Below are 17,594 nucleotides of genomic sequence, written 5' to 3'. Positions count from 1 at the left end.
CACCCGCCTCGCGCCTCCAGATCGACGTAACCCGCACTGAGGTGGAAACAAACTTGCAAATACGCACAAAAAGTTTCCGCCGAACGACGAAACCACGCTCGCCGGCTAGCGCTGAACCAGCCGCGACCGAGGAGCACCATCCGCAAATGGACAGTTCCTGCAGCCGACGCAGGAGGCGCGATGCGGGCCCCCGCGACCAGGCCGGGCCGCCCTAGGCTGGCTGAGCCGCGAACCGGTTCTTGAGCCGCGACGAAGGAGCGGCGTCCGTGGGTGAGTCGAGCGGCCGACGCAGGAGGCGCGAAGCGGGTCGGCGTACCGGTTAGCTCTTGTCGAAGTCTTCCGGGGTTACGTGGTCGAGGAATTCGCGGAAGCGTTCTACTTCCTCTTCTTCGACGACCTCGTCGTCGTCGGTTTCGCTCTCCGGGACCGGGATGCCGGCTTCGGCGAGGATCTCCTCGGTGCAGAAGACGGGGGTGCCGGTGCGCAGCGCGAGGGCGATCGAGTCGGACGGGCGCGCCGAGATCTCGGTCTTGTCGTCGAAGACGATGATCGCCTCGAAGACGCCGTCGGTGAGGTTCACGATCCGGACCTGGCTGAGCGTGTGCCCGAGGACGCGGATGGTTTCCGCGAACAGGTCGTGCGTCAGCGGCCTCGGGGGCTCCATCCCCTGCTGGGCGAAGGCGATGGCGCTCGCCTCGGCCGCCCCGATCCAGATCGGCAGGTACCGCTCGCCGCCGACCTCCCGGAGCAGCACGATCGGCTGACTCGAGGGCATCTCAACCCGTACTCCGACCACGTCGACTTCGCGCACGCCTCCAGCCTACTCTGCGGGCCGACCCGAAGGTGGCCCACGGGGTGCGCCCGACCACATCGTCACCCGCCGGAAACACAACGCCGTACGCCGCCAGCCCGGCCAGCAGGTGAGGCAACCCGGGCAGCGGACCAAGTTGCCGGGTCAGCGGGTGAGGCGCGAGCGGACCAGGGCGGCGTGGAGGCGGACGGCGAGAGCGGCCAGCTCCTGGGTCTTGTCGTCGCGGCGGTGGCTCATCACCTGTTCGATCAGGCCGACTTCGCGGTCGGCCGCCGTACGGAACGGGCGCAGATGGCGCGGTTCGATCCCGTACTGCGCGAACTCGGCGGCCGTCTTCGCCACGAGGATCGCGTCACCGTCGTAGTGGTTGCCCCGGGCTACCACCAGGTGGTGGCTCTCCAGCTCGTCGAGCAGTTCGACGCTGATGCCAGCGGCAACCCGCAGTTCCTCGCGGGTCAGCTTCAGTTCGGTGCCATACGTCCCGAACTCCTCCGCACCCGGCAGCTCCGGCGGCCCGGGCAGATCGGACGGCGCGACGGGCGGTCCACCAAGTGACGGACGCAGACCGCGGTCCATTGCCTCGAGGTGTTCCTTGATCACCCGCAACGGCAGGTACTGATCGCGTTGAGCGGTCAGGACGTAGCGCAGCCGCTCGATGTCGGCGGCACTGAACTTGCGGTACCCCGATGCGGTGCGGGCCGGCGTCACCAGTCCTTCCGCTTCGAGGAAGCGGAGTTTGGAGATGGTGACGTCGGCGAACTCGGCCTGCAGGATTTGCAGCACCTCACCGATGCTGCTGCCACCAGCCGACGGGTCAGGCTTGGCCACTGGCGTAGTACACCAGGCGGTACTTGCCGATCTGGACCTCGTCACCGTTGGACAGCAGGACCTCGTCGATCCGGTCCCGGTTCACGTAGGTGCCGTTCAGGCTGCCGACGTCGCGGACCTTCACGCCCTGGCCGTCGCGGCGGAACTCGGCGTGCCGGCGGGAGACGGTGACGTCGTCCAGGAAGATGTCGCTGTCGGGGTGCCGGCCGGCCGTGACGACGTCGACGTCCAGCAGGAACCGGCTGCCCGCGTTCGGGCCGCGCTGGACGATGAGCAGGGCCGACCCGGCCGGCAGGGCGCCGACCGCGGCCTCGTCCTCGGCGGACAGCTGCTCGCCCTGCTCGAAGCGCTCGGTCTCCGGCTCGACGCTGATCGGGGTCAGCATCGCGGTGTCCGTGACGCCGGGGGCGGGCACCGGACGGTCCGCGCCAGGGAGCATCGTTCCGCACTGCGAGCAGAACCGGCTGCCCTCGGAGTTCTCGTGCCCGCACTGGTTGCAGAACGGCATGCTGTGATCCTCCCGATCGCCGGTGGTCCGGCGACGTCTAGTAGACCCCGTATGACAAGTGTGACCGGCCGCCCAAAACGGCCGGGACCTCAACCCTCGACCAGCGGTTGAGGTCCGGACAACCTATCAGTTCTGGTCGAGCTGTCCCTGATAGGTGTCGGCGTCCATCAACGCCGCGACCTCTTCGTCGTCGTCGACCTCGATGTCGAGCAGCCAGCCCTCGCCGTACGGGTCGGTGTTGACCAGGTCGGGCTGGTCGGCCAGTGCCTCGTTGACGGCGCGCACGGTGCCGTTCACGGGGGCGAACAGGTCGCTCACGCTCTTGGTGGATTCGAGCTCACCGCACGAGTCGCCGGCCCGCACCGCGGTGCCGACCTCGGGCAGCTGGACGTACACGATGTCGCCCAGGGCGTCCTGCGCGAAGTCGGTGATGCCGACTCGTACCGGGCCCTCACCGGCCTTCACCCATTCGTGTTCGGCCGTGTACTTCAGGTCTTCGGGGTACACCTCGGTCCTCTTTCGCTCAAGGGTCAGGGCTCACTTGGTGGGGCTGGGCGCCGGGCGAGCGTAACGATGCTCGTCGGCGGCGTGCAAGGCGGTGATCTGTACCAGCGGCAGCTCGGTCACCTCGGCGGTGCCGCCGATCTGCGGACCGGTCACCTCACTGACCAGGCCGCCGGGGAAGTTGGCCGCCTCGGCGAGGTTGTGCGACTCGCCGATCGCCTCGATCACGTACGGCGAATTGACCTTCTCCCCGTCGACCTTGACGCCCGGGGCGTCGTCGGTCAGATCAGTACTGGCGACCACCCGGACCGACCCGTTGATCTGGATCGCCTCCGCCCCGGCGTCGCGCAGTTCCTCGATCGCGTCGAGCAGGTTGCTCGACTGCATCTTGCCGTCCGGGTCGTTGAGGGTGATCCGTACGCCGGGTCCCTGCGCGGGCATCGTACCGGCCAGGATGCCGAGAACGCGGACCTGCTGCTCGGCCTGCTCGCGCGCCGTCTGGGCTTTATCGGCACTGGAGGCCAGGCTGTTCTTGCGCGCCTGGAGTTCGGCGATCTCGCTCTCGAGCCGGCGGGTGTTCTGCCCCAGGCCGTCAAGGATCGCGATCAGGTCCTCGCGGCGGGCGTTCTGGTAGCCGTCGTCGGCGCGGTTCACCCGCACCTGGACGACCGCCATACAAGCCACCAGGGCCAGTACGACGGCGACGATCGCCTGACCGCGCGACGGCTTGAACCCGGCGCGCAGCCGGCGCAGCGCCAGGTTCGGCAGCTTCGCCTTCGGCATCGGGGTGGGCGCGACCGGATGCGCCGGATCGCCCGGCTCGACCGCATCGGCCCGGGCCGGCCCAACCGCGTCGGCCCGCGTCGGCCCGACCGCGTCCGCGCGGGCCGGTTCGGCCGGCGGGGTCGATTCCGGCGGCGGGGTCGGCTCGATCGGTGGCGTCGGCTCGGGCGGCGGGGTGGGCTCGTCGGTACTCATCTCAGGCCCTGAAGACGTGCCGCCGGATCGCGGCCATGTTGGTGAAGATCCGGATCCCCAGCACGACCACCACACCGGTGGACAGCTGGGAGCCGACCCCGAGCTGGTCGCCCAGGTAGACGATCAGCGCCGCGATCAGCACGTTGGAGATGAACGAGACGACGAACACCTTGTCGTCGAAGATCCCGTCCAGGAACGCCCGCAGCGCGCCGAAGACGGCGTCCAGCGCCGCCACCACGGCGATCGGCAGGTAGGGCTGCGCCCACTCCGGTACGTCGGGCGCGACGATCAGACCGACCACCACGCCGATCACCAGACCGAGTACGGCGATCATTTCGGCCCACCCACCTTCGCGTACCGCAGCGCGATGGTCGCATCGGCTGGCACCAGCAAGGAATCCTCCGTCGTGATGGTCATCCGGACATGGAAATTGCTGACCAGGTACTGCACCCACTGGCCACCGGAACTCTGCGCGAACCGGGCCGGCATGGTCCCCGTCTCACCGATCGCGAGCACCGTGTACGGCGGGGTCAACGAGGTGTAGCCGACCGTGATCGCGCTGCCTGCCCCGCGGATCGCGGTGAGCGAAGTGAGCCGGTGCCCGTTCACCGAGATCGCCTCGGCGCCCGCTGTCCACAGTCCGTTGACCAGCTGCTGCAGATCGACGTCGAGCAGCCGGCCCTCTTTGTCGTTGGCGTCCTTCGCGTCGTCGACCACGGCCTTCAGCCCCGGTCCCTTCACCGCGACGGCCCCCGCCTGCAACTCCAGCTCGTCCAGCTGCTTCTGCAACGCGGCACCCGAACTCGTGTTGCTCAGCCCACCGGCCTGCAGACCTCGCACTTCGTCCGCAAGCTTGGTCTGCTGCCCGCGCAGATCGGCCAGCCGGGTGTCGGCCTGATTGATCCGGGTGATCAGTTCCTTGCGCTGCTTCTCCGCCTCGGGCGCGCTGCGGTAGTTCTGCGACGCTGCGACGGCCAGCAGGAACCCGAGGACAGCGAGGGCGATCACCAGGATGACGCGATGCCGGGGCCGGGCGCGCTGGGTCGGCCGGGTGCGTGCCGCAACGGCGTACCCCTCGTCGAGCGGGTGCGCCATCAGGTTGTTCAGCAACGACATGGACGCATCGACGCGGCGCTGCTGACCTTGCTGTCCGGGTGGGGACTGAGTCACGACCCCGCCGGCCCGCTGATCGGTTTCACCGTCTGGATCAGGTGCCGGAGCTGCGCGAAGTACAGAGCGCCTGCCCAGTAGTACAGCGCCGTTCCCCAGATCGCGAACGCCCAGCCGAACACTCTGGCCAGCAGGTTCAACGTGCTGTCGCCGTCACCGAGCAGCAACAGCGGGAACGCATACAGCAGACAGAAGGTCGCCGACTTGCCGAGGAAGTGCACAGGCAGCGCGTTGAAGCCACGACGATGCAAGGCCGGCAGCGTGAACGTCAGCAACAGGTCCCGCAGCGGCAGCGCGATCGCCAGCCACCAGGGGATGATGTCGCGCAGCGCCAGGCCGAGCACGGTCGCGAAGATGTAGAGCCGGTCCGCCACCGGGTCGAGCATCTGCCCGAGCCGCGTGGTCTGGTTCATCCGCCGGGCGATCTGGCCGTCGGCCCAGTCGGTGAAGCCGGAGACCGCGAGCACCAGCAGCGCCCAGCCGTCTTCCTTCGGACCGAGGATCAGCCACAGGAAGAGTGGCACACCCAGCAACCGCAAGAAGCTGAGCGCGTTCGGGATCGTCAGCACCCGGTCGGACACTTCCAAGTCCGGCACGCGATCCTCCCTCGGTTCTCCATCGCCCCTGTCCCGGTCGTTACTGTACTTGGGCCCACCGACAGCTTCCGCCCGGGCCACTCCGGGGAATCCCGCCGATGTCCCTGACCAGGCAACCGCCCTCCCCCACCCCCGGCTACGCCCGCCGCCGACCAGCAACCCGACAGCAACCAGATCGAGACCTGAACCGCTCCACTGGACTGCCTCGCGCGGCCGACGGTCCCGCGTCCTCCCCACGCAAACGACCGGAACCGCGACCGCCGCGACCACCACCCGCCACCCCCCACCCGGCCGCAACGCACCCGGCACCCCGCACCCCGCACCCGGCACCCGGCACCCGGCACCCGGCACCCGGCACCATCCGATGCTTGCTCGGGGCAACTTCATCCCTCTCGGCGACGTGTTCGCGGAACTCGGCCGACCCGATCCCGGACGGACCGGGGCGGATCTATCGTGGGGGCGGAGAGTGGAGGGGTGCGATGAGGTTCTTGATCCTGATCTACGGCAACCCGGAGTCGCGGGAGGTGTGGAAGGGGCTGACCGAGGAGCAGCAGCGGGAGGCGATGACCGGGTACGTCGGTCTGCACGAAGCGCTGACGGCCAGCGGTGAGCTGATCGCGTCCGACTCGCTCGAAGAACCCGCCGCGACCAAGCAGGTGCTGGTCCGCGACGGAACCGTGATGACCACCGACGGGCCGTTCGCCGAGGTGAAGGAGCAGTTGGCCGGGTTCTACCTGGTCGAGTGCGACACGCTGGAGCGGGCGATCGAGATCGTGCCGCAGATCCCCGAGGCCGCGTTCAGCATCGTCGAGGTGCGCCCGGTCCGGGATCTGAGCGGCCTGACCTCCTGAGCGCTGATGTCCCACTCCCCTGCCGCAGCCGACGTCGAGGCACTGCTACGCGAGTTGGCGCCGCAGATCCTCGGCCCACTGGTTCGCCGGTACGGCGGCTTCGACACCTGCGAGGACGCGGTTCAGGAAGCCCTGCTCGCGGCTTCGCAGCAGTGGCCGAAGGACGGCCTGCCCGACAACCCGCGCGGCTGGCTGATCACCGTCGCCTCGCGCCGCCGGATCGAGATACTTCGCAGCGAGGCGGCCAGGCAGCACCGCGAGGAGACCGTCGCTCTGCTGGAGCCGGTCGATCAACCGCCGGCTGCCGATGAGGACGACACGCTCACGTTGCTGTTCCTCTGCTGTCACCCGGCGCTGACTTCGTCATCGCAGATCGCGCTGACGCTTCGCGCTGTCGGCGGTCTCACCACCGGCGAGATCGCCCGCGCGTTTCTCGTTCCCGAGTCGACGATCGGCCAGCGGATCAGCCGGGCGAAGGCGAAGATCAAGGCCGGCGGCGCGGAGTTCCGGTTGCCGCCGCCCGAGGAGTTGTCCGGCCGGCTGGCCGCCGTACTGCATGTGCTCTACCTGATCTTCAACGAGGGCTACACCGCGAGTTCGGGCGAATCACTGCATCGGGTCGAGCTCAGCGCCGAGGCGATCCGGCTGACCCGCCAGCTGCGTGAGCGGCTGCCGGTCGAAGGCGAGGTGGCCGGGTTACTCGCGCTGATGTTGCTGACCGACGCGCGCCGGCCGGCCCGGGTCTCGCCCGACGGTTTGCTGATCCCGCTGCCCGAACAGGATCGCCGGCTCTGGAACGCCGAAGCGATTGCTGAGGGCAACGAATTGATCAGCAGAACGTTGCGTGAGGCACCTATTGGTCCGTATCAGCTCCAGGCTGCCATCGCGGCCGTCCACGACGAGGCGGCTCGTGCCGAGGACACGGACTGGCGGCAGATCCTGGTGCTGTACGAATTGCTGGAGTCGCTCGCACCCGGCCCAATGGTGAGCCTGAACCGGATCGTGGCCGTCGCGATGGTGCACGGTCCACGGGTCGGTCTGGAGCGGCTGGCGACGGCGGAGCAGGACCCGGCTTTGAAAGGACATCACCGGCTGGCCGCAGTACGGGCTCATCTGCTCGACCTGGCAGGCGAGAAGGAGGCGGCGCGGGAGGCGTACCAGCTCGCCGCCCGCCTCACTCTCAGCGTCCCCGAGCGGAACTACCTGGAGTCCCGCGCGGCATCGTTCTAGGTCAGCTGTTGCCGACGGCGTACCGGAGCAGCAGGTTGTCGGAGCCTTCGGACCTGCGCGTGTCGATCAGCGTCAGCGGGGGAACCTCGCCCTCGGCGAAGGCCGTCGTACCGCCGCCGAGTACCACCGGGCCGACCATCAGGTGCAGTTCGTCGACCAGGCCGGCCTGCAGCAGGTCGTTCCACAGCGTCCGGCTGCCGAACATGATGATGTCGCCACCGTCGCCCTGCTTGAGCTCGGCGATCTGCTCGTGCGCCTCCTTGCGCCGCACGATCCGGGTCGTGTCGGACCAGGGCGCCGTGTCGGCCTCGGTGATGCTGTCGGACACGACAACCTTCTGGATCTCGTTGTCGCGCCGGGAGATCTCCTTCTGGTCCTCGGTCGCCTCCGGCATGTCCACGACACCCGGCCAGAACCCGCGGAACATGTCGTAGGAGTTCTTGCCGAGCAGCAGCGTGTCGGCGCTGCCGAGCCGCTCCGCGCAGTACGCGTCGAAGAAGTCGCCCATCGGCAGCAGCATCACGTTGTTGCCGGGACCGGTGATGTAGCCGTCGAGGGAGACGATGTTGTGGACGATCAGCTTGCGCATCTCAGTACTCCTTCATCCTCGGCGTGCGCTTGGCCGCACGCTTCAAAGAGGTAGAGACAGCCCGGTTCGTGGATTAATCGGTCCCGGCAGAAAAAGTTTCCGGTACGTCGAACCGCCGGTGCAGCGCCGGGTCCAGGAATCCCGAGATCCAGCTGATCCGGCCGTCGCGGAGGTGGAGCAGATTGATCGCGCCGAGGCGGAACACCCCATCGGCCGGGTCCTGCATGTAGCAGGCGAAGCCGGGCTGCCCGTTCGCGCGGAGCGGGACCAGGCGCCAGGGTGTCTCGAAGACTCGCTCGCCGAAGAACCGTAGTACGGCGGCCCGTCCGTCGAACCAAGCGGGCAGTGGCGGCATGCTCATCCGGACGTCCTCGGCGAGCAACTCGGTGATCGCGTCCACGTCGGCCCGCTCCCAGGCGGAGACGAACGACTCCACCAACTCCTTCAGCCGCTCTTCGCCCAGCGCGGCGAGCTCGGCCTGCTGGCTGACGGGCGGCACCCGTTCCTCGACCGCCTTGCGAGCGCGCTGGAGCGCACTGTTCACCGACTGCGGCGTGGTCTCGAGAATTTCCGCGACCTCGGCCGCGGAGTACTCGAGCACTTCCCTGAGGATCAGTACTGCGCGCTGCGCGCTCGGCAGGTGCTGGAGCGCCGCGACGAAGGCGAGCTCGACTCCTTCGCGCTGCAGGTAGCTGGCGGCCGGATCGTCCGGGCAGGGCTCGAGCCACATCGGTTCGAGAATCGGCTCGCCGAGATCGGCGGTCTGGTCGCGGGACGGGAACTGGTCGGTGGTGAGCAGTTTCTTCGGCCGCTGCGAACCGAGCCGGATGCAGGCGTTGGTGCAGATCCGGTACAGCCAGGTCCGCAGCGAACTCCTGCCTTCGAAGCTCTTGAGCCCACGCCACGCACTGAGCAGCGACTCCTGCAGAGCATCCTCCGCGTCGTGCAGGGACCCGAGCATCCGGTAGCAGTGCGCCGACAGCTCCTTGCGGTAGCCATCCACCAACTCCCCGAACGCCAGCTCGTCCCCACCCCGCGCCCTGACCAACAACTCCGCTTCACTCACCCCGCGAGACTAACCACAAACCTGTCCACCAACCGGTCCCCAACGCCCAGAAAACTGATCACCGAAACCACACAAGCCCGGCACACCAGCCCCGGTGCTCGGTGAGCTGACCAGCCCTGATTACTCCTGAGCTGGCCCAGCGCCGCGAGTGCTCGGCGGCTGACAGCACCGGCGCTCGTAAGTTGACTCAGCGCCGCAGGCGCTAGGCGAGCTGACCAACGCTGGGTGCTAGTGAGCTGGCTCAGCGCCGCAGGCGCCCGGCAAGCTGACCAGCACTAGGCGCTAGTGAACCGACTCAGCGCCGCAGGCGCCCGGCAAGCTGACCAACGCCGGGAGCTAGTGAGCTGGCTCAGCGCCGCAGGCGCTCGGCAAGCCGACCAACGCCGGGAGCTACTGAACTGACTCGGCGCCGCAGGCGCTCGGCAAGCTGACCAGCGCTGGGTGCTAGTGAGCTGGCTCGGCGCCGCGGGTGCTCGGCAAGCTGACCAGCGCTGGTGCGCGGGGGCTCAGGGTTGGTTCTCGTGGGCGGCGAGGATTTGGTCGAGGACGTACGACGCGTCCGCCGGCAGGCCGTGGCCGTCGCGGACCGATCCCGCGCAGACAACCAGCGCCTTCCAGAGCGCCCAGCCCTGACCACGCAGCCAGGTAGCGTCGTCCACCGCCAGCCGATCGCGGAACGCAGCCCGGCTCTCCCGGTCCAGCATCGTCCAAGCGATCGCCAGATCACACGCCGGATCGCCCACTCCACAAGTGCCGAAGTCGATGACTGCCGAGAGCGCCCCGCCCTTCGTCAGCAAGTTGCCCGCGGCAATGTCCCCGTGGAACCACACGAGCCGCCCGTCCCACGGAGTTCGCAGCGCCCGATCCCAGATCTCCTCGGCGAGCTCGGTCCGGATCACCCCCTCCAAGGTCTTCAGCGAATTCCGCGCCCACCCGTCATAGGTGCTCAACGGTCCGCCCCGGAACCAGTTGTGCAATCCCGGCGCCGGCCCGTCCGTCGGATCGACCTGCTGCAGAGCCGCGAGGAAGTCAGCAAGCTCGACGGCGAACGTCACCAGGTCGTCGACACCACCACGATCCACGGGCTCACCACCGATCCACCGATAGACCGACCAGTCGTGCGCGAAGTTCTCATCGGGTACGCCGCGACCCACCGGCTCCGGAATCTCCAACGGCACCGCACGTGCGAGCACGGGCAACCACCGATGCTCCTTCTCCACCGCCAGCGCGTACTCCTCGGCAGTCGGCAATCGAACGAGCAACTCGTCACCGAGCCGGAACGTCCGGTTGTCCCACCCCTGCGCATCAACCGACCGAATCTCAAGACCCGACCACTGCGGGAACTGCGCGTCGATCAACCTACGCGCCACTGCACCATCGGCCGGCTTCCGATCCGGCAACGGCAGCACCTCAGGCATTTCATCCATCGGGGCCCGACCGTATTGCCCCCACCTCGAACCCCGCAACCAAATTCCCCCTCGCCCGCCCGAGTTGCCCCGGTGGAATCCGGCGCGTATGCCGCTGGGCGGCGGACTCCCCCACAGCCTGCGCACGTAGTACGGGCGCCGCCCTGCGACCAGGACGGCGAACACTCCCGCGGAAATGATGTGCGACTGGCGCTGCTCGCGTGGTTGGGTGACTTGATGACTGCTGCCGAGGAGTTCGCTGCGCTGCTGACGCGATGCGAGTCGGATGCGCGAGTGCTCGGCGTGATCCTCAGCGGGTCGCAAGCGCGCGCAGGCGCAGCGACGGCCCACTCCGACTACGACGTACTGCTGGTCGTCACCGACGAGGCTGACGGACAACTCTCCGCCGAACATCGCCGGGATGCACGGCTCGACGTCTCGGCCATGCCGCTGCACGAGTTCCGCACCCACGCGCTGCCCGGTTCCGGTTTCGAATGGAATCGCTACGCGTTCAGGGATGCGAAGGTCCTCAAGGACACCGCCGACGGTCTCATCGCCGGCTTGGCCGCCGCGAAGGCTCAGCTAGCTCCGGCCGAGGCAGCTCAGCTCGCGCCGGCGGTACTCGACGCGTTCCTCAACAGCCTCTACCGCTGCCTGAAGAACGCCCGCGACGGCAACATGATCGGCACGCTCCTCGACGGCGCCGAAGCCATCCCCCACTACCTCACTTACATCTTTGCCCTGGACAACCGAGTCCGCCCGTACAACAAGTACCTGGCCTGGGAACTCGAACACCACCCGCTCCCCCACCCCGAATGGTCCTACGACAACCTCGTACGCCGACTCGCCCAGGCCCACTCCGACCAGGCACCCCAGGCCCTTCGCTCCCTGCTCGTCGAATTGGAACCCCACGCCCGAACAGCCGGCCACGGCCGCGTCCTGGACGACTGGGGCGACGACCTGACCTTCATTCGTGGAAGCGCATCGCCACACTGAACGACCGATAGGGCAGGAACGTCTTACTGGCTTTGCCGGCCGAGGATGCAGAACTCGTTGCCTTCGGGATCGGCGAGGACCACCCATGACGCCTGTTCGCCCTGGCCGATGTCGACGCGCTTGGCGCCGTGAGCGATCAGCCGGGCAACCTCGGCGTCCTGATCCTCGGGCCGGAAGTCGAGGTGCAACCGGCTCTTGCCCTGCTTGACCTCGTCGATCCGTACGAAGTCGATTCCCGGCATCCGGTCCGGCGCCGGACGAATCTCGAACTCGTCCTCGGACGAGTAGACCACCACCCACCCAAGAGCCTCAGCCCACCACTGCCCAAGAGCACCCGGGTCAACCGAGTGAACGATTACCTGTTCCCATTCCAAAGCCACCCGCCAAGCTTAAACACCCAAGCGCCGCACTGCTGAGCGGGCTCGTTTCAGCGGTAGTCGCGCGAGGTGTGCGGGCGGACTTATGACGCCAGCATGTCGAGGAGAAACCCCACAACCAGCAAGATGACCGCGACGATCCGCACGACTTGGATGACCGCGCCCGCGCGGAAAACCCAAAGGACGCCTCGTCCGGTCGCCGTGGCCAGGACGGCTCCGAGCGGGGCCAGCAAGTAACTGGCTGCAATAGCGACGATCAGGCCGAGGGAATAGTTGAGCCACGTGGTTCCGGCCGGAAAGGTACGCGCCACGATCAAGCCGATCAGTACGGTGAAGGCCGTTCGCACCTTGGCGGCAGTCTTGGGTGCGACCCGGAGCCGGGTTCGGGACCAATCGGAGATGCGTTCCGGCCCGATGATGTCGAGGATGATCGTTCCGCCGGCCAGGAAGCTGAGGAGTTTGCCGATCCGGCCCCACCAGATCAGTGGCAGGCCCCAGAGAATCAAGTCCGAATTCACCTGATGACCCGAACTCCACTGTCGTATCGCTTCCCAGAGCGCGTCCAACTCGTCCTCCAAGAAACGGGTCCGTCAGGCTGAGCCGCCCTGATGCTACCGTCAACCTTCCTGCCGCCCCGCTGGAGATGACGATGCCTCTTTTCCGCCCGGTGACAACGCCTCTGGACGGGCGAATGATGGTGGTGCGCTCGTCAGCAAATCTGCTGCTCGTCGCCGGATTTGTGTTCTTCTTCTGCTTCGGTCCGGTCCCGGCCTATTCGCTGCGATCCCGCCTGACCCATCCGACGGTCGGTCTGCTCGTTCTTCCGATCGCGGCGCGACTGGCCGTTGCCGTCCTGCTGAGACTCGACATCGTCCGGTGGACACGAGAGGTCAGGCGCAGTGTTCTCCGGCTGCCGGGTGCGACGGCAGCGTTTCCGTTCTTCATCCCCTACGGCGAACGCACCACGTGGTACTGGGTTCAGTGTGGTGCTGGGCTGGTCGGGCTTGTCTTGTACATCAAAGATGCGAATCGGCTGGACGACACAATCGTGCGTGAACAGACCGGCTCCGAACCACCAGTGGATCAGTCCCCCTCGGAGGCAGAACCAGAGCCGAAACCCGCTCGAGTTCTGCCCGGCAGAAGCGTGGCGCCGCAACCTCCCTCCGCGCGGCTGTATCCGTCGTTCTTCGACGACACTTCTTCGACAACTCTCGACCAGTTCGAGGAAGGACCGGACGACTTCGTCGAGCAGTACGCCGCAGGCAGGATGACGTTCCGTACCACGATCATCTGGCGCTCGATCAGGCTGCTGGGATTCGCGGGAATCCTCGGCTGCCTCACCTTTGTCCTGAACAGCTTGGCGAAGCACCACTTCCTGCACCTCATCGCGCTGCTGCTCCTGATCCCGGCTTTCGCGCTGGTGACTCTCGCCTTTGAGATCGACATCAGAGGCAGGCGTCGAGCCGCTGAGACCGATGAGGCGATCGGCATTCCGGTGCCTTCACATCTGGGTAAGCGGGTACTGGACAGTGCGCTGAAGCTCGAAGCGGCCTTGTACGACAGTGATCGCATCACCGTGAGCTATCCAGGTCACAGCGCGCGCCGCCTCGCGAAGAAACTCATCGTCATTCGGCGTGAGTACTCCGAGAAGGTGGTGGAGGTGCGCTGGGCCTGGCTGAGGAGCCAAATCTCGCGCTGGCATCAATACACCGAAGAACTGATCGAGATCGGCCTGGCCGCCGAGCAGGTCGTCAACAGATTCCTGGACCCGAAGTACGACGACCTCCCCTGAAACCTTCCACCTCGCAACCGGTCACAGGCGCGAAGGTGCGGTAGTTACTGGATCGCCTGGCCACGTGGTCCGTGGGTTGCGCCGGTTCCGCCGGTTGCTCATTGCATTGCCGCCCGTCGCGCGGGTGCCTGGGAGTGGTCGTTGGTGGGGCTAGTGAGGGGTGGAGTGGGAGCTTCAGCGGAAGTCGCGGGAGGTGGTTTTGGCGGCTAGGGGGAGGCGTTCGAGTTTGTCGGCTACGAGGTTGGTGACGCCTTGGGAGCGTTCGAGGCGGCCGCGGATGATCATCGCGCTGGATTCGCGGGCGACTCGGCGGTAGCGGTTCCAGACGCCGTTCGAGCAGACGACGTTGATCATGCCGGTCTCGTCCTCCAGGTTGAGGAAGGTGACGCCGGCCGCGGTCGCCGGGCGCTGGCGGTGCGTCACGACTCCCCCGACGTACACCCGGGTGCCGTCCTCGGCGGTGGACAACTGGTTCGCGCGCAGGATGCCGCGCTCGTCGAGACCCGGCCGCACATGCCGGATCGGGTGGTCGTCGGGTGAGATCCCGGTGGCCCAGAGATCGGCCATCGTCGTCTCCATCTCGGTCATCCCCGGCAGCATCGGCGGCGGACCCGAACTGCTCACTCCCGACAGATGCCCGGGTCGCTCCTCGGCCGCACGCCCCGCATTCCAGAGCGCCTGCCGCCGGGACAACCCGAACGAGTCGAACGCCCCCGCCGTCGCCAGCGCTTCCACCTGTACTGCGGTCAGCCCCGTCCGTCGGACGAGATCCGCCATGTCGGCGTACGGCCCGTTCTTCTCCCGCTCCTCGACGATGCCGGTCGCCACTGTCTCCCCGATCGACTTCACCCCCGCCAACCCGAGCCGCACCGCAAGCTTCCCGTCCCGCCGATGCAGATCGGAGTCGAACTTCTCCTTCGGATCGAACTCCCCCACCTCCGGCTGCACCTTCTCCATACAAGAATCATTGCCGGTAGCAACAACAAACCCGGATGCGGTTTCCCCTGCAGAGGCAGACCCAGACTCCAGCGCGGAGGCGGGGGTGGACTCCAGCGCGGAGGTGGGAGGTTGTGCGACGGCGAGGTCCGAAGTGGAGGCGGGAGCGGGGTCCGGCGCGGAGGTGGTGGAGGCGGACTCCGGCGCGGAGAGGGTGGTGGGTGCAGGGTTTGTTGTGGGGGTGAGCGGTTCGAGGGTGGCGTGGGGTTGGGAGAGGTGGAGGTCGGGGCGGTGGACGGTGACGCCGTGGCGGCGGGCGTCGGCTACCAGGGATTGGGGGGAGTAGAAGCCCATGGGTTGGGCTCGGAGGAGGGCTGCCAGGAAGGCGGCCGGATAGTGCAGGCGCAGCCAGGTGCTGGCGTAGACGAGCAGGGCGAAGCTGATCGAGTGCGACTCGGCGAAGCCGAAGTTGGCGAAGGCCTCGATCTTCTCGTAGATCTGGTCGGCCGTCTCGCCGGTGATCCCGTTCGCCGCCATCCCGTCGTACAGCTTGGTCCGCAGGGACGAGATCTTCTCCACGCCGCGCTTGGACCCCATTGCACGGCGCAGCAGGTCCGCGTCCTCGCCGGTGCAGCCGCCGACCGTCATCGCGATCTGCATCAACTGCTCCTGGAACAGCGGTACCCCGAGCGTGCGCTCCAGCACCGGCTCCAGCTTGGAATGCAAGTAGGTGATCGGCTCTTCTCTCAGCTTGCGGCGGATGAACGGGTGCACCGCGCCGCCCTGGATCGGCCCGGGCCGGATCAGCGCCACCTCGATCGCCAGGTCGTAGAAGCTGCGCGGCCGCAACCGGGGCAGCGTGCTCATCTGGGCCCGGCTCTCCACCTGGAACACCCCGACCGAGTCCGCCTTGCAGAGCTGGTCGTAGACCCCGCGTTCCTCCTTGGGGATCGAGTCCAGGTTCCAGTCCTCGCCGAGGAACTCCCGGACCAGATCCATCGCGTACTGCAGCGCGGCCAGCATTCCCAGCCCGAGCAGGTCGAACTTCACCAGCCCCATCCAGGCGCAGTCGTCCTTGTCCCACTGCAGCACCGTCCGGTTCTCCATCCGGGCGTGCTCGACGGGCACCACGTGACCGACCGGGATGTCGGTGAGCACCATGCCGCCGGAGTGGATGCCGAGGTGCCGCGGGAACTTCAGCAGGTCTTCGGCCAGTCCGACCACGGCCGGGGGGATGTCGTGGTCGACGCTGCTGCGGACAGCTCCCCAGGCATCCACCTGCTTCGACCAGGCATCCTGCTGCCCAGTACTGAATCCGAGCGCTTTGGCCATGTCCCGCACGGCGAGCTTCGGGCGGTAGGTGATCACGTTCGCGACCTGGGCCGCGTTGCGCCGGCCGTACTTGCCGTAGACGTACTGGATCACCTCCTCGCGCCGGTCGGAGTCGAAATCGACGTCGATGTCGGGCTCCTCGTCGCGGGCCGAGGACAGGAACCGCTCGAACGGCAGGTTGTAGAAGACCGGATCGATCGCGGTGATCTCGAGCGCGTAGCAGACCACCGAGTTCGCCGCCGAGCCGCGGCCCTGGTAGAGGATCCCCTTGCGTTTGGCGAACATGACGATGTCGCGCACGATCAGGAAGTAGCCCGGGAACTTGAGGTCCTCGATCACCTCCAGCTCCCGCTCGACCCGGGCCTGGGCCTTCGCCATCAACTCCGCCGGCTTGTCCGCATAGCGCTTCCGCACCCCGTCGCGGCAGAGCTTCTTCAGCCACTCCATCGCGTCGTACCCCGGTGGCACCTCCTGGTGCGGCAGGCTCGGCTTGGCGGCCCGGAGACTGAAGGCCAACTGGTCCGCGAGCTCCACCGAGCGCGCGACGGCGCCGTCGTACCGGCGGAAGCGCGCGAGCATCTCCTCCCCCGACCGCAGGTGCGCAGTGCCAGCGGGTGGCAGCCAGCCGTCCATCGCGTCGAGGCTGCGACGGGCCCGTACTGCGGCGATCGCGGCGGCGAGCCGGTGCCGCCGGGGTTGTGCGTAGTGAACGTTGTTGGTGGCAACGACCGGTAACCCCTTGGCCTCGGCCAGGCGAGCCAGTACTGCGTTGCGCGTGGTGTCCAGCGGCAGGCCGTGATCGATCAGCTCCACCACGACCCGGTCCTTGCCGAACAACGCGGTCAGCCGATCCAGCTCGCGCGCGGCGGCCGCCGGTCCTTCCGCCTGACCGCCGAGCTCCAGCGCCCGGCGGACCAGCCCTTTGCGGCAGCCGGTCAGGATCAGCCAACTGTCCTCGCCGATGGCGGCGAGCTCCTCCAGGTCGTAGACCGGGCGGCCCTTCTCCTGGCCGCGCAACTGGGCCTCGGTGATCGCGCCGGCGAGGCGGTGATACCCCTGTTGTTGTTCGGCCAGCACCAGCAGATGACTGCCTTCGGGGTCGGCCATCCCGTTCTGCGGTTTGGTCAGCTCCAGTGACAGCTCGGCGCCGAATACCGTCTTGAGATCGTCGTACTCCTCCGCGGCCTCGGCCATCCGGACCACGCCGTAGAAGCCGTCGTGATCGGTCAGCGCGAGCGCGTGCAGCCCGAGCCGGACCGACTCCTCCACCAGGTGCTCCGGCGAGGAGGCGCCGTCCAGGAAGCTGTAGTAGGAATGGCAGTGCAGCTCGGCATACGGCACCACCGGTCCGTCGGGCCGGCGTGGTTTGTCGACCGGGTCCGGATCGTACGGCGGGCGGTGCCGCGACCAGGCCGGGCCGTCACCGCCGTCGGCCTCGAACAACTCGTCCGCGGGCGCGGGCGGGCGCGACCGACCGGACAGCTTCCGCTCCAGCTCGGACCACGGGATCGCTGGGTTGTCCCATCCCATCAGCCACCTCCGAAGCGTCGCTCCCAACATCCCGATCTTCGAACACCTGTTCGAACAAGTCAAATCAGCTCCAGCCGATTGTCACCGTTCGGCG

Annotated in this window: 18 protein-coding genes; 4 read left to right on the top strand and 14 right to left on the bottom strand. The window is 67.6% G+C overall.

Annotated elements, in window-relative coordinates; genetic code table 11:
- Nucleotides 1-319: 319 nt before the first annotated feature.
- The 8 genes from DIZ26_RS13750 to DIZ26_RS13715 form a co-directional block, all read right to left on the bottom strand.
- Nucleotides 320-811, bottom strand: a complete 492-nt coding sequence (locus DIZ26_RS13750; protein ID WP_112241049.1) for a bifunctional nuclease family protein — start codon at nt 809-811, stop codon at nt 320-322.
- Nucleotides 812-955: 144 nt separating this feature from the next.
- A complete protein-coding gene (gene ftsR / locus DIZ26_RS13745; RefSeq protein WP_112241047.1) occupies nt 956-1,639 on the bottom strand; it encodes a transcriptional regulator FtsR in 684 nt (227 codons plus the stop codon).
- Nucleotides 1,626-2,147 (bottom strand): FHA domain-containing protein, encoded by a 522-nt coding sequence (locus tag DIZ26_RS13740; RefSeq protein ID WP_112241045.1) that lies wholly within the window; start codon nt 2,145-2,147, stop codon nt 1,626-1,628. Before DIZ26_RS13740 ends, ftsR begins: the two co-directional genes overlap by 14 nt.
- Nucleotides 2,148-2,273: 126 nt before the next feature.
- Nucleotides 2,274-2,654, bottom strand: a complete 381-nt coding sequence (gcvH, locus tag DIZ26_RS13735; protein ID WP_112241043.1) for a glycine cleavage system protein GcvH — start codon at nt 2,652-2,654, stop codon at nt 2,274-2,276.
- A 30-nt stretch (nt 2,655-2,684) separates the two neighbouring features.
- Nucleotides 2,685-3,629 carry a DUF881 domain-containing protein gene (locus DIZ26_RS13730; RefSeq protein WP_112241041.1) on the bottom strand — a complete coding sequence of 315 codons (945 nt, stop codon included), beginning with the start codon at nt 3,627-3,629 and terminating at the stop codon, nt 2,685-2,687.
- A 1-nt stretch (nt 3,630) separates the two neighbouring features.
- On the bottom strand, nt 3,631-3,963 hold the full coding sequence (locus DIZ26_RS13725; RefSeq protein WP_112241039.1) for a small basic family protein: 333 nt from the start codon (nt 3,961-3,963) through the stop codon (nt 3,631-3,633).
- Nucleotides 3,960-4,745, bottom strand: a complete 786-nt coding sequence (locus DIZ26_RS13720) for a DUF881 domain-containing protein (RefSeq protein WP_112241037.1) — start codon at nt 4,743-4,745, stop codon at nt 3,960-3,962. Before DIZ26_RS13720 ends, DIZ26_RS13725 begins: the two co-directional genes overlap by 4 nt.
- 50 nt (nt 4,746-4,795) lie before the next feature.
- Entirely contained in the window at nt 4,796-5,395 is a 600-nt protein-coding gene (locus tag DIZ26_RS13715) for a CDP-alcohol phosphatidyltransferase family protein (RefSeq protein ID WP_112241035.1), read from the bottom strand.
- 479 nt (nt 5,396-5,874) lie between these two features.
- On the opposite strand from DIZ26_RS13715, the gene DIZ26_RS13710 reads away from it, so the two are divergent.
- Together DIZ26_RS13710 and DIZ26_RS13705 are read left to right on the top strand one after the other, a co-directional pair.
- Nucleotides 5,875-6,246, top strand: coding sequence for a YciI family protein (locus tag DIZ26_RS13710; protein ID WP_112241033.1), 372 nt, complete (start codon nt 5,875-5,877; stop codon nt 6,244-6,246).
- 6 nt (nt 6,247-6,252) lie between these two features.
- Entirely contained in the window at nt 6,253-7,476 is a 1,224-nt protein-coding gene (locus DIZ26_RS13705) for an RNA polymerase sigma factor (protein ID WP_112241031.1), read from the top strand.
- 1 nt (nt 7,477) lies between these two features.
- Here DIZ26_RS13705 and DIZ26_RS13700 read toward each other — a convergent pair whose 3' ends face one another.
- From DIZ26_RS13700 to DIZ26_RS13690, 3 genes are all read right to left on the bottom strand, one after another.
- Entirely contained in the window at nt 7,478-8,065 is a 588-nt protein-coding gene (locus DIZ26_RS13700) for a dihydrofolate reductase family protein (RefSeq protein WP_112241029.1), read from the bottom strand.
- 73 nt (nt 8,066-8,138) lie between these two features.
- Entirely contained in the window at nt 8,139-9,131 is a 993-nt protein-coding gene (locus DIZ26_RS13695; RefSeq protein WP_112241028.1) for a sigma-70 family RNA polymerase sigma factor, read from the bottom strand.
- 506 nt (nt 9,132-9,637) lie between these two features.
- Nucleotides 9,638-10,558: an aminoglycoside phosphotransferase family protein gene (locus DIZ26_RS13690; RefSeq protein WP_112241026.1), complete on the bottom strand. Its 921-nt coding sequence runs from the start codon at nt 10,556-10,558 to the stop codon at nt 9,638-9,640.
- A 216-nt stretch (nt 10,559-10,774) separates the two neighbouring features.
- On the opposite strand from DIZ26_RS13690, the gene DIZ26_RS13685 reads away from it, so the two are divergent.
- On the top strand, nt 10,775-11,533 hold the full coding sequence (locus DIZ26_RS13685; protein WP_157979702.1) for a nucleotidyltransferase domain-containing protein: 759 nt from the start codon (nt 10,775-10,777) through the stop codon (nt 11,531-11,533).
- Nucleotides 11,534-11,556: 23 nt separating this feature from the next.
- On the opposite strand, the gene DIZ26_RS13680 is transcribed toward DIZ26_RS13685, so the two are convergent.
- Together DIZ26_RS13680 and DIZ26_RS13675 are read right to left on the bottom strand one after the other, a co-directional pair.
- Complete coding sequence (locus tag DIZ26_RS13680) at nt 11,557-11,913, bottom strand: VOC family protein (RefSeq protein WP_112241022.1); 357 nt, start codon at nt 11,911-11,913, stop codon at nt 11,557-11,559.
- 80 nt (nt 11,914-11,993) lie between these two features.
- Nucleotides 11,994-12,476, bottom strand: a complete 483-nt coding sequence (locus DIZ26_RS13675; RefSeq protein WP_157979701.1) for a hypothetical protein — start codon at nt 12,474-12,476, stop codon at nt 11,994-11,996.
- Between the two features lie 83 nt (nt 12,477-12,559).
- Between DIZ26_RS13675 and DIZ26_RS13670 the strand changes: the two genes are divergently transcribed.
- Nucleotides 12,560-13,702, top strand: coding sequence for a hypothetical protein (locus DIZ26_RS13670; protein WP_198676071.1), 1,143 nt, complete (start codon nt 12,560-12,562; stop codon nt 13,700-13,702).
- A 174-nt stretch (nt 13,703-13,876) separates the two neighbouring features.
- Here DIZ26_RS13670 and DIZ26_RS13665 read toward each other — a convergent pair whose 3' ends face one another.
- Entirely contained in the window at nt 13,877-17,500 is a 3,624-nt protein-coding gene (locus DIZ26_RS13665; RefSeq protein ID WP_112241016.1) for an error-prone DNA polymerase, read from the bottom strand.
- Nucleotides 17,501-17,594 lie beyond the last annotated feature (94 nt).

It is taken from the genome of Kribbella monticola, from assembly GCF_003261635.1.
In the GTDB taxonomy this organism is placed as follows: Bacteria; Actinomycetota; Actinomycetes; order Propionibacteriales; family Kribbellaceae; genus Kribbella; species Kribbella monticola.
The sequence above is the reverse complement of the archived record's forward strand: the minus strand, read 5'-3'. Positions and strand labels throughout refer to the sequence as shown.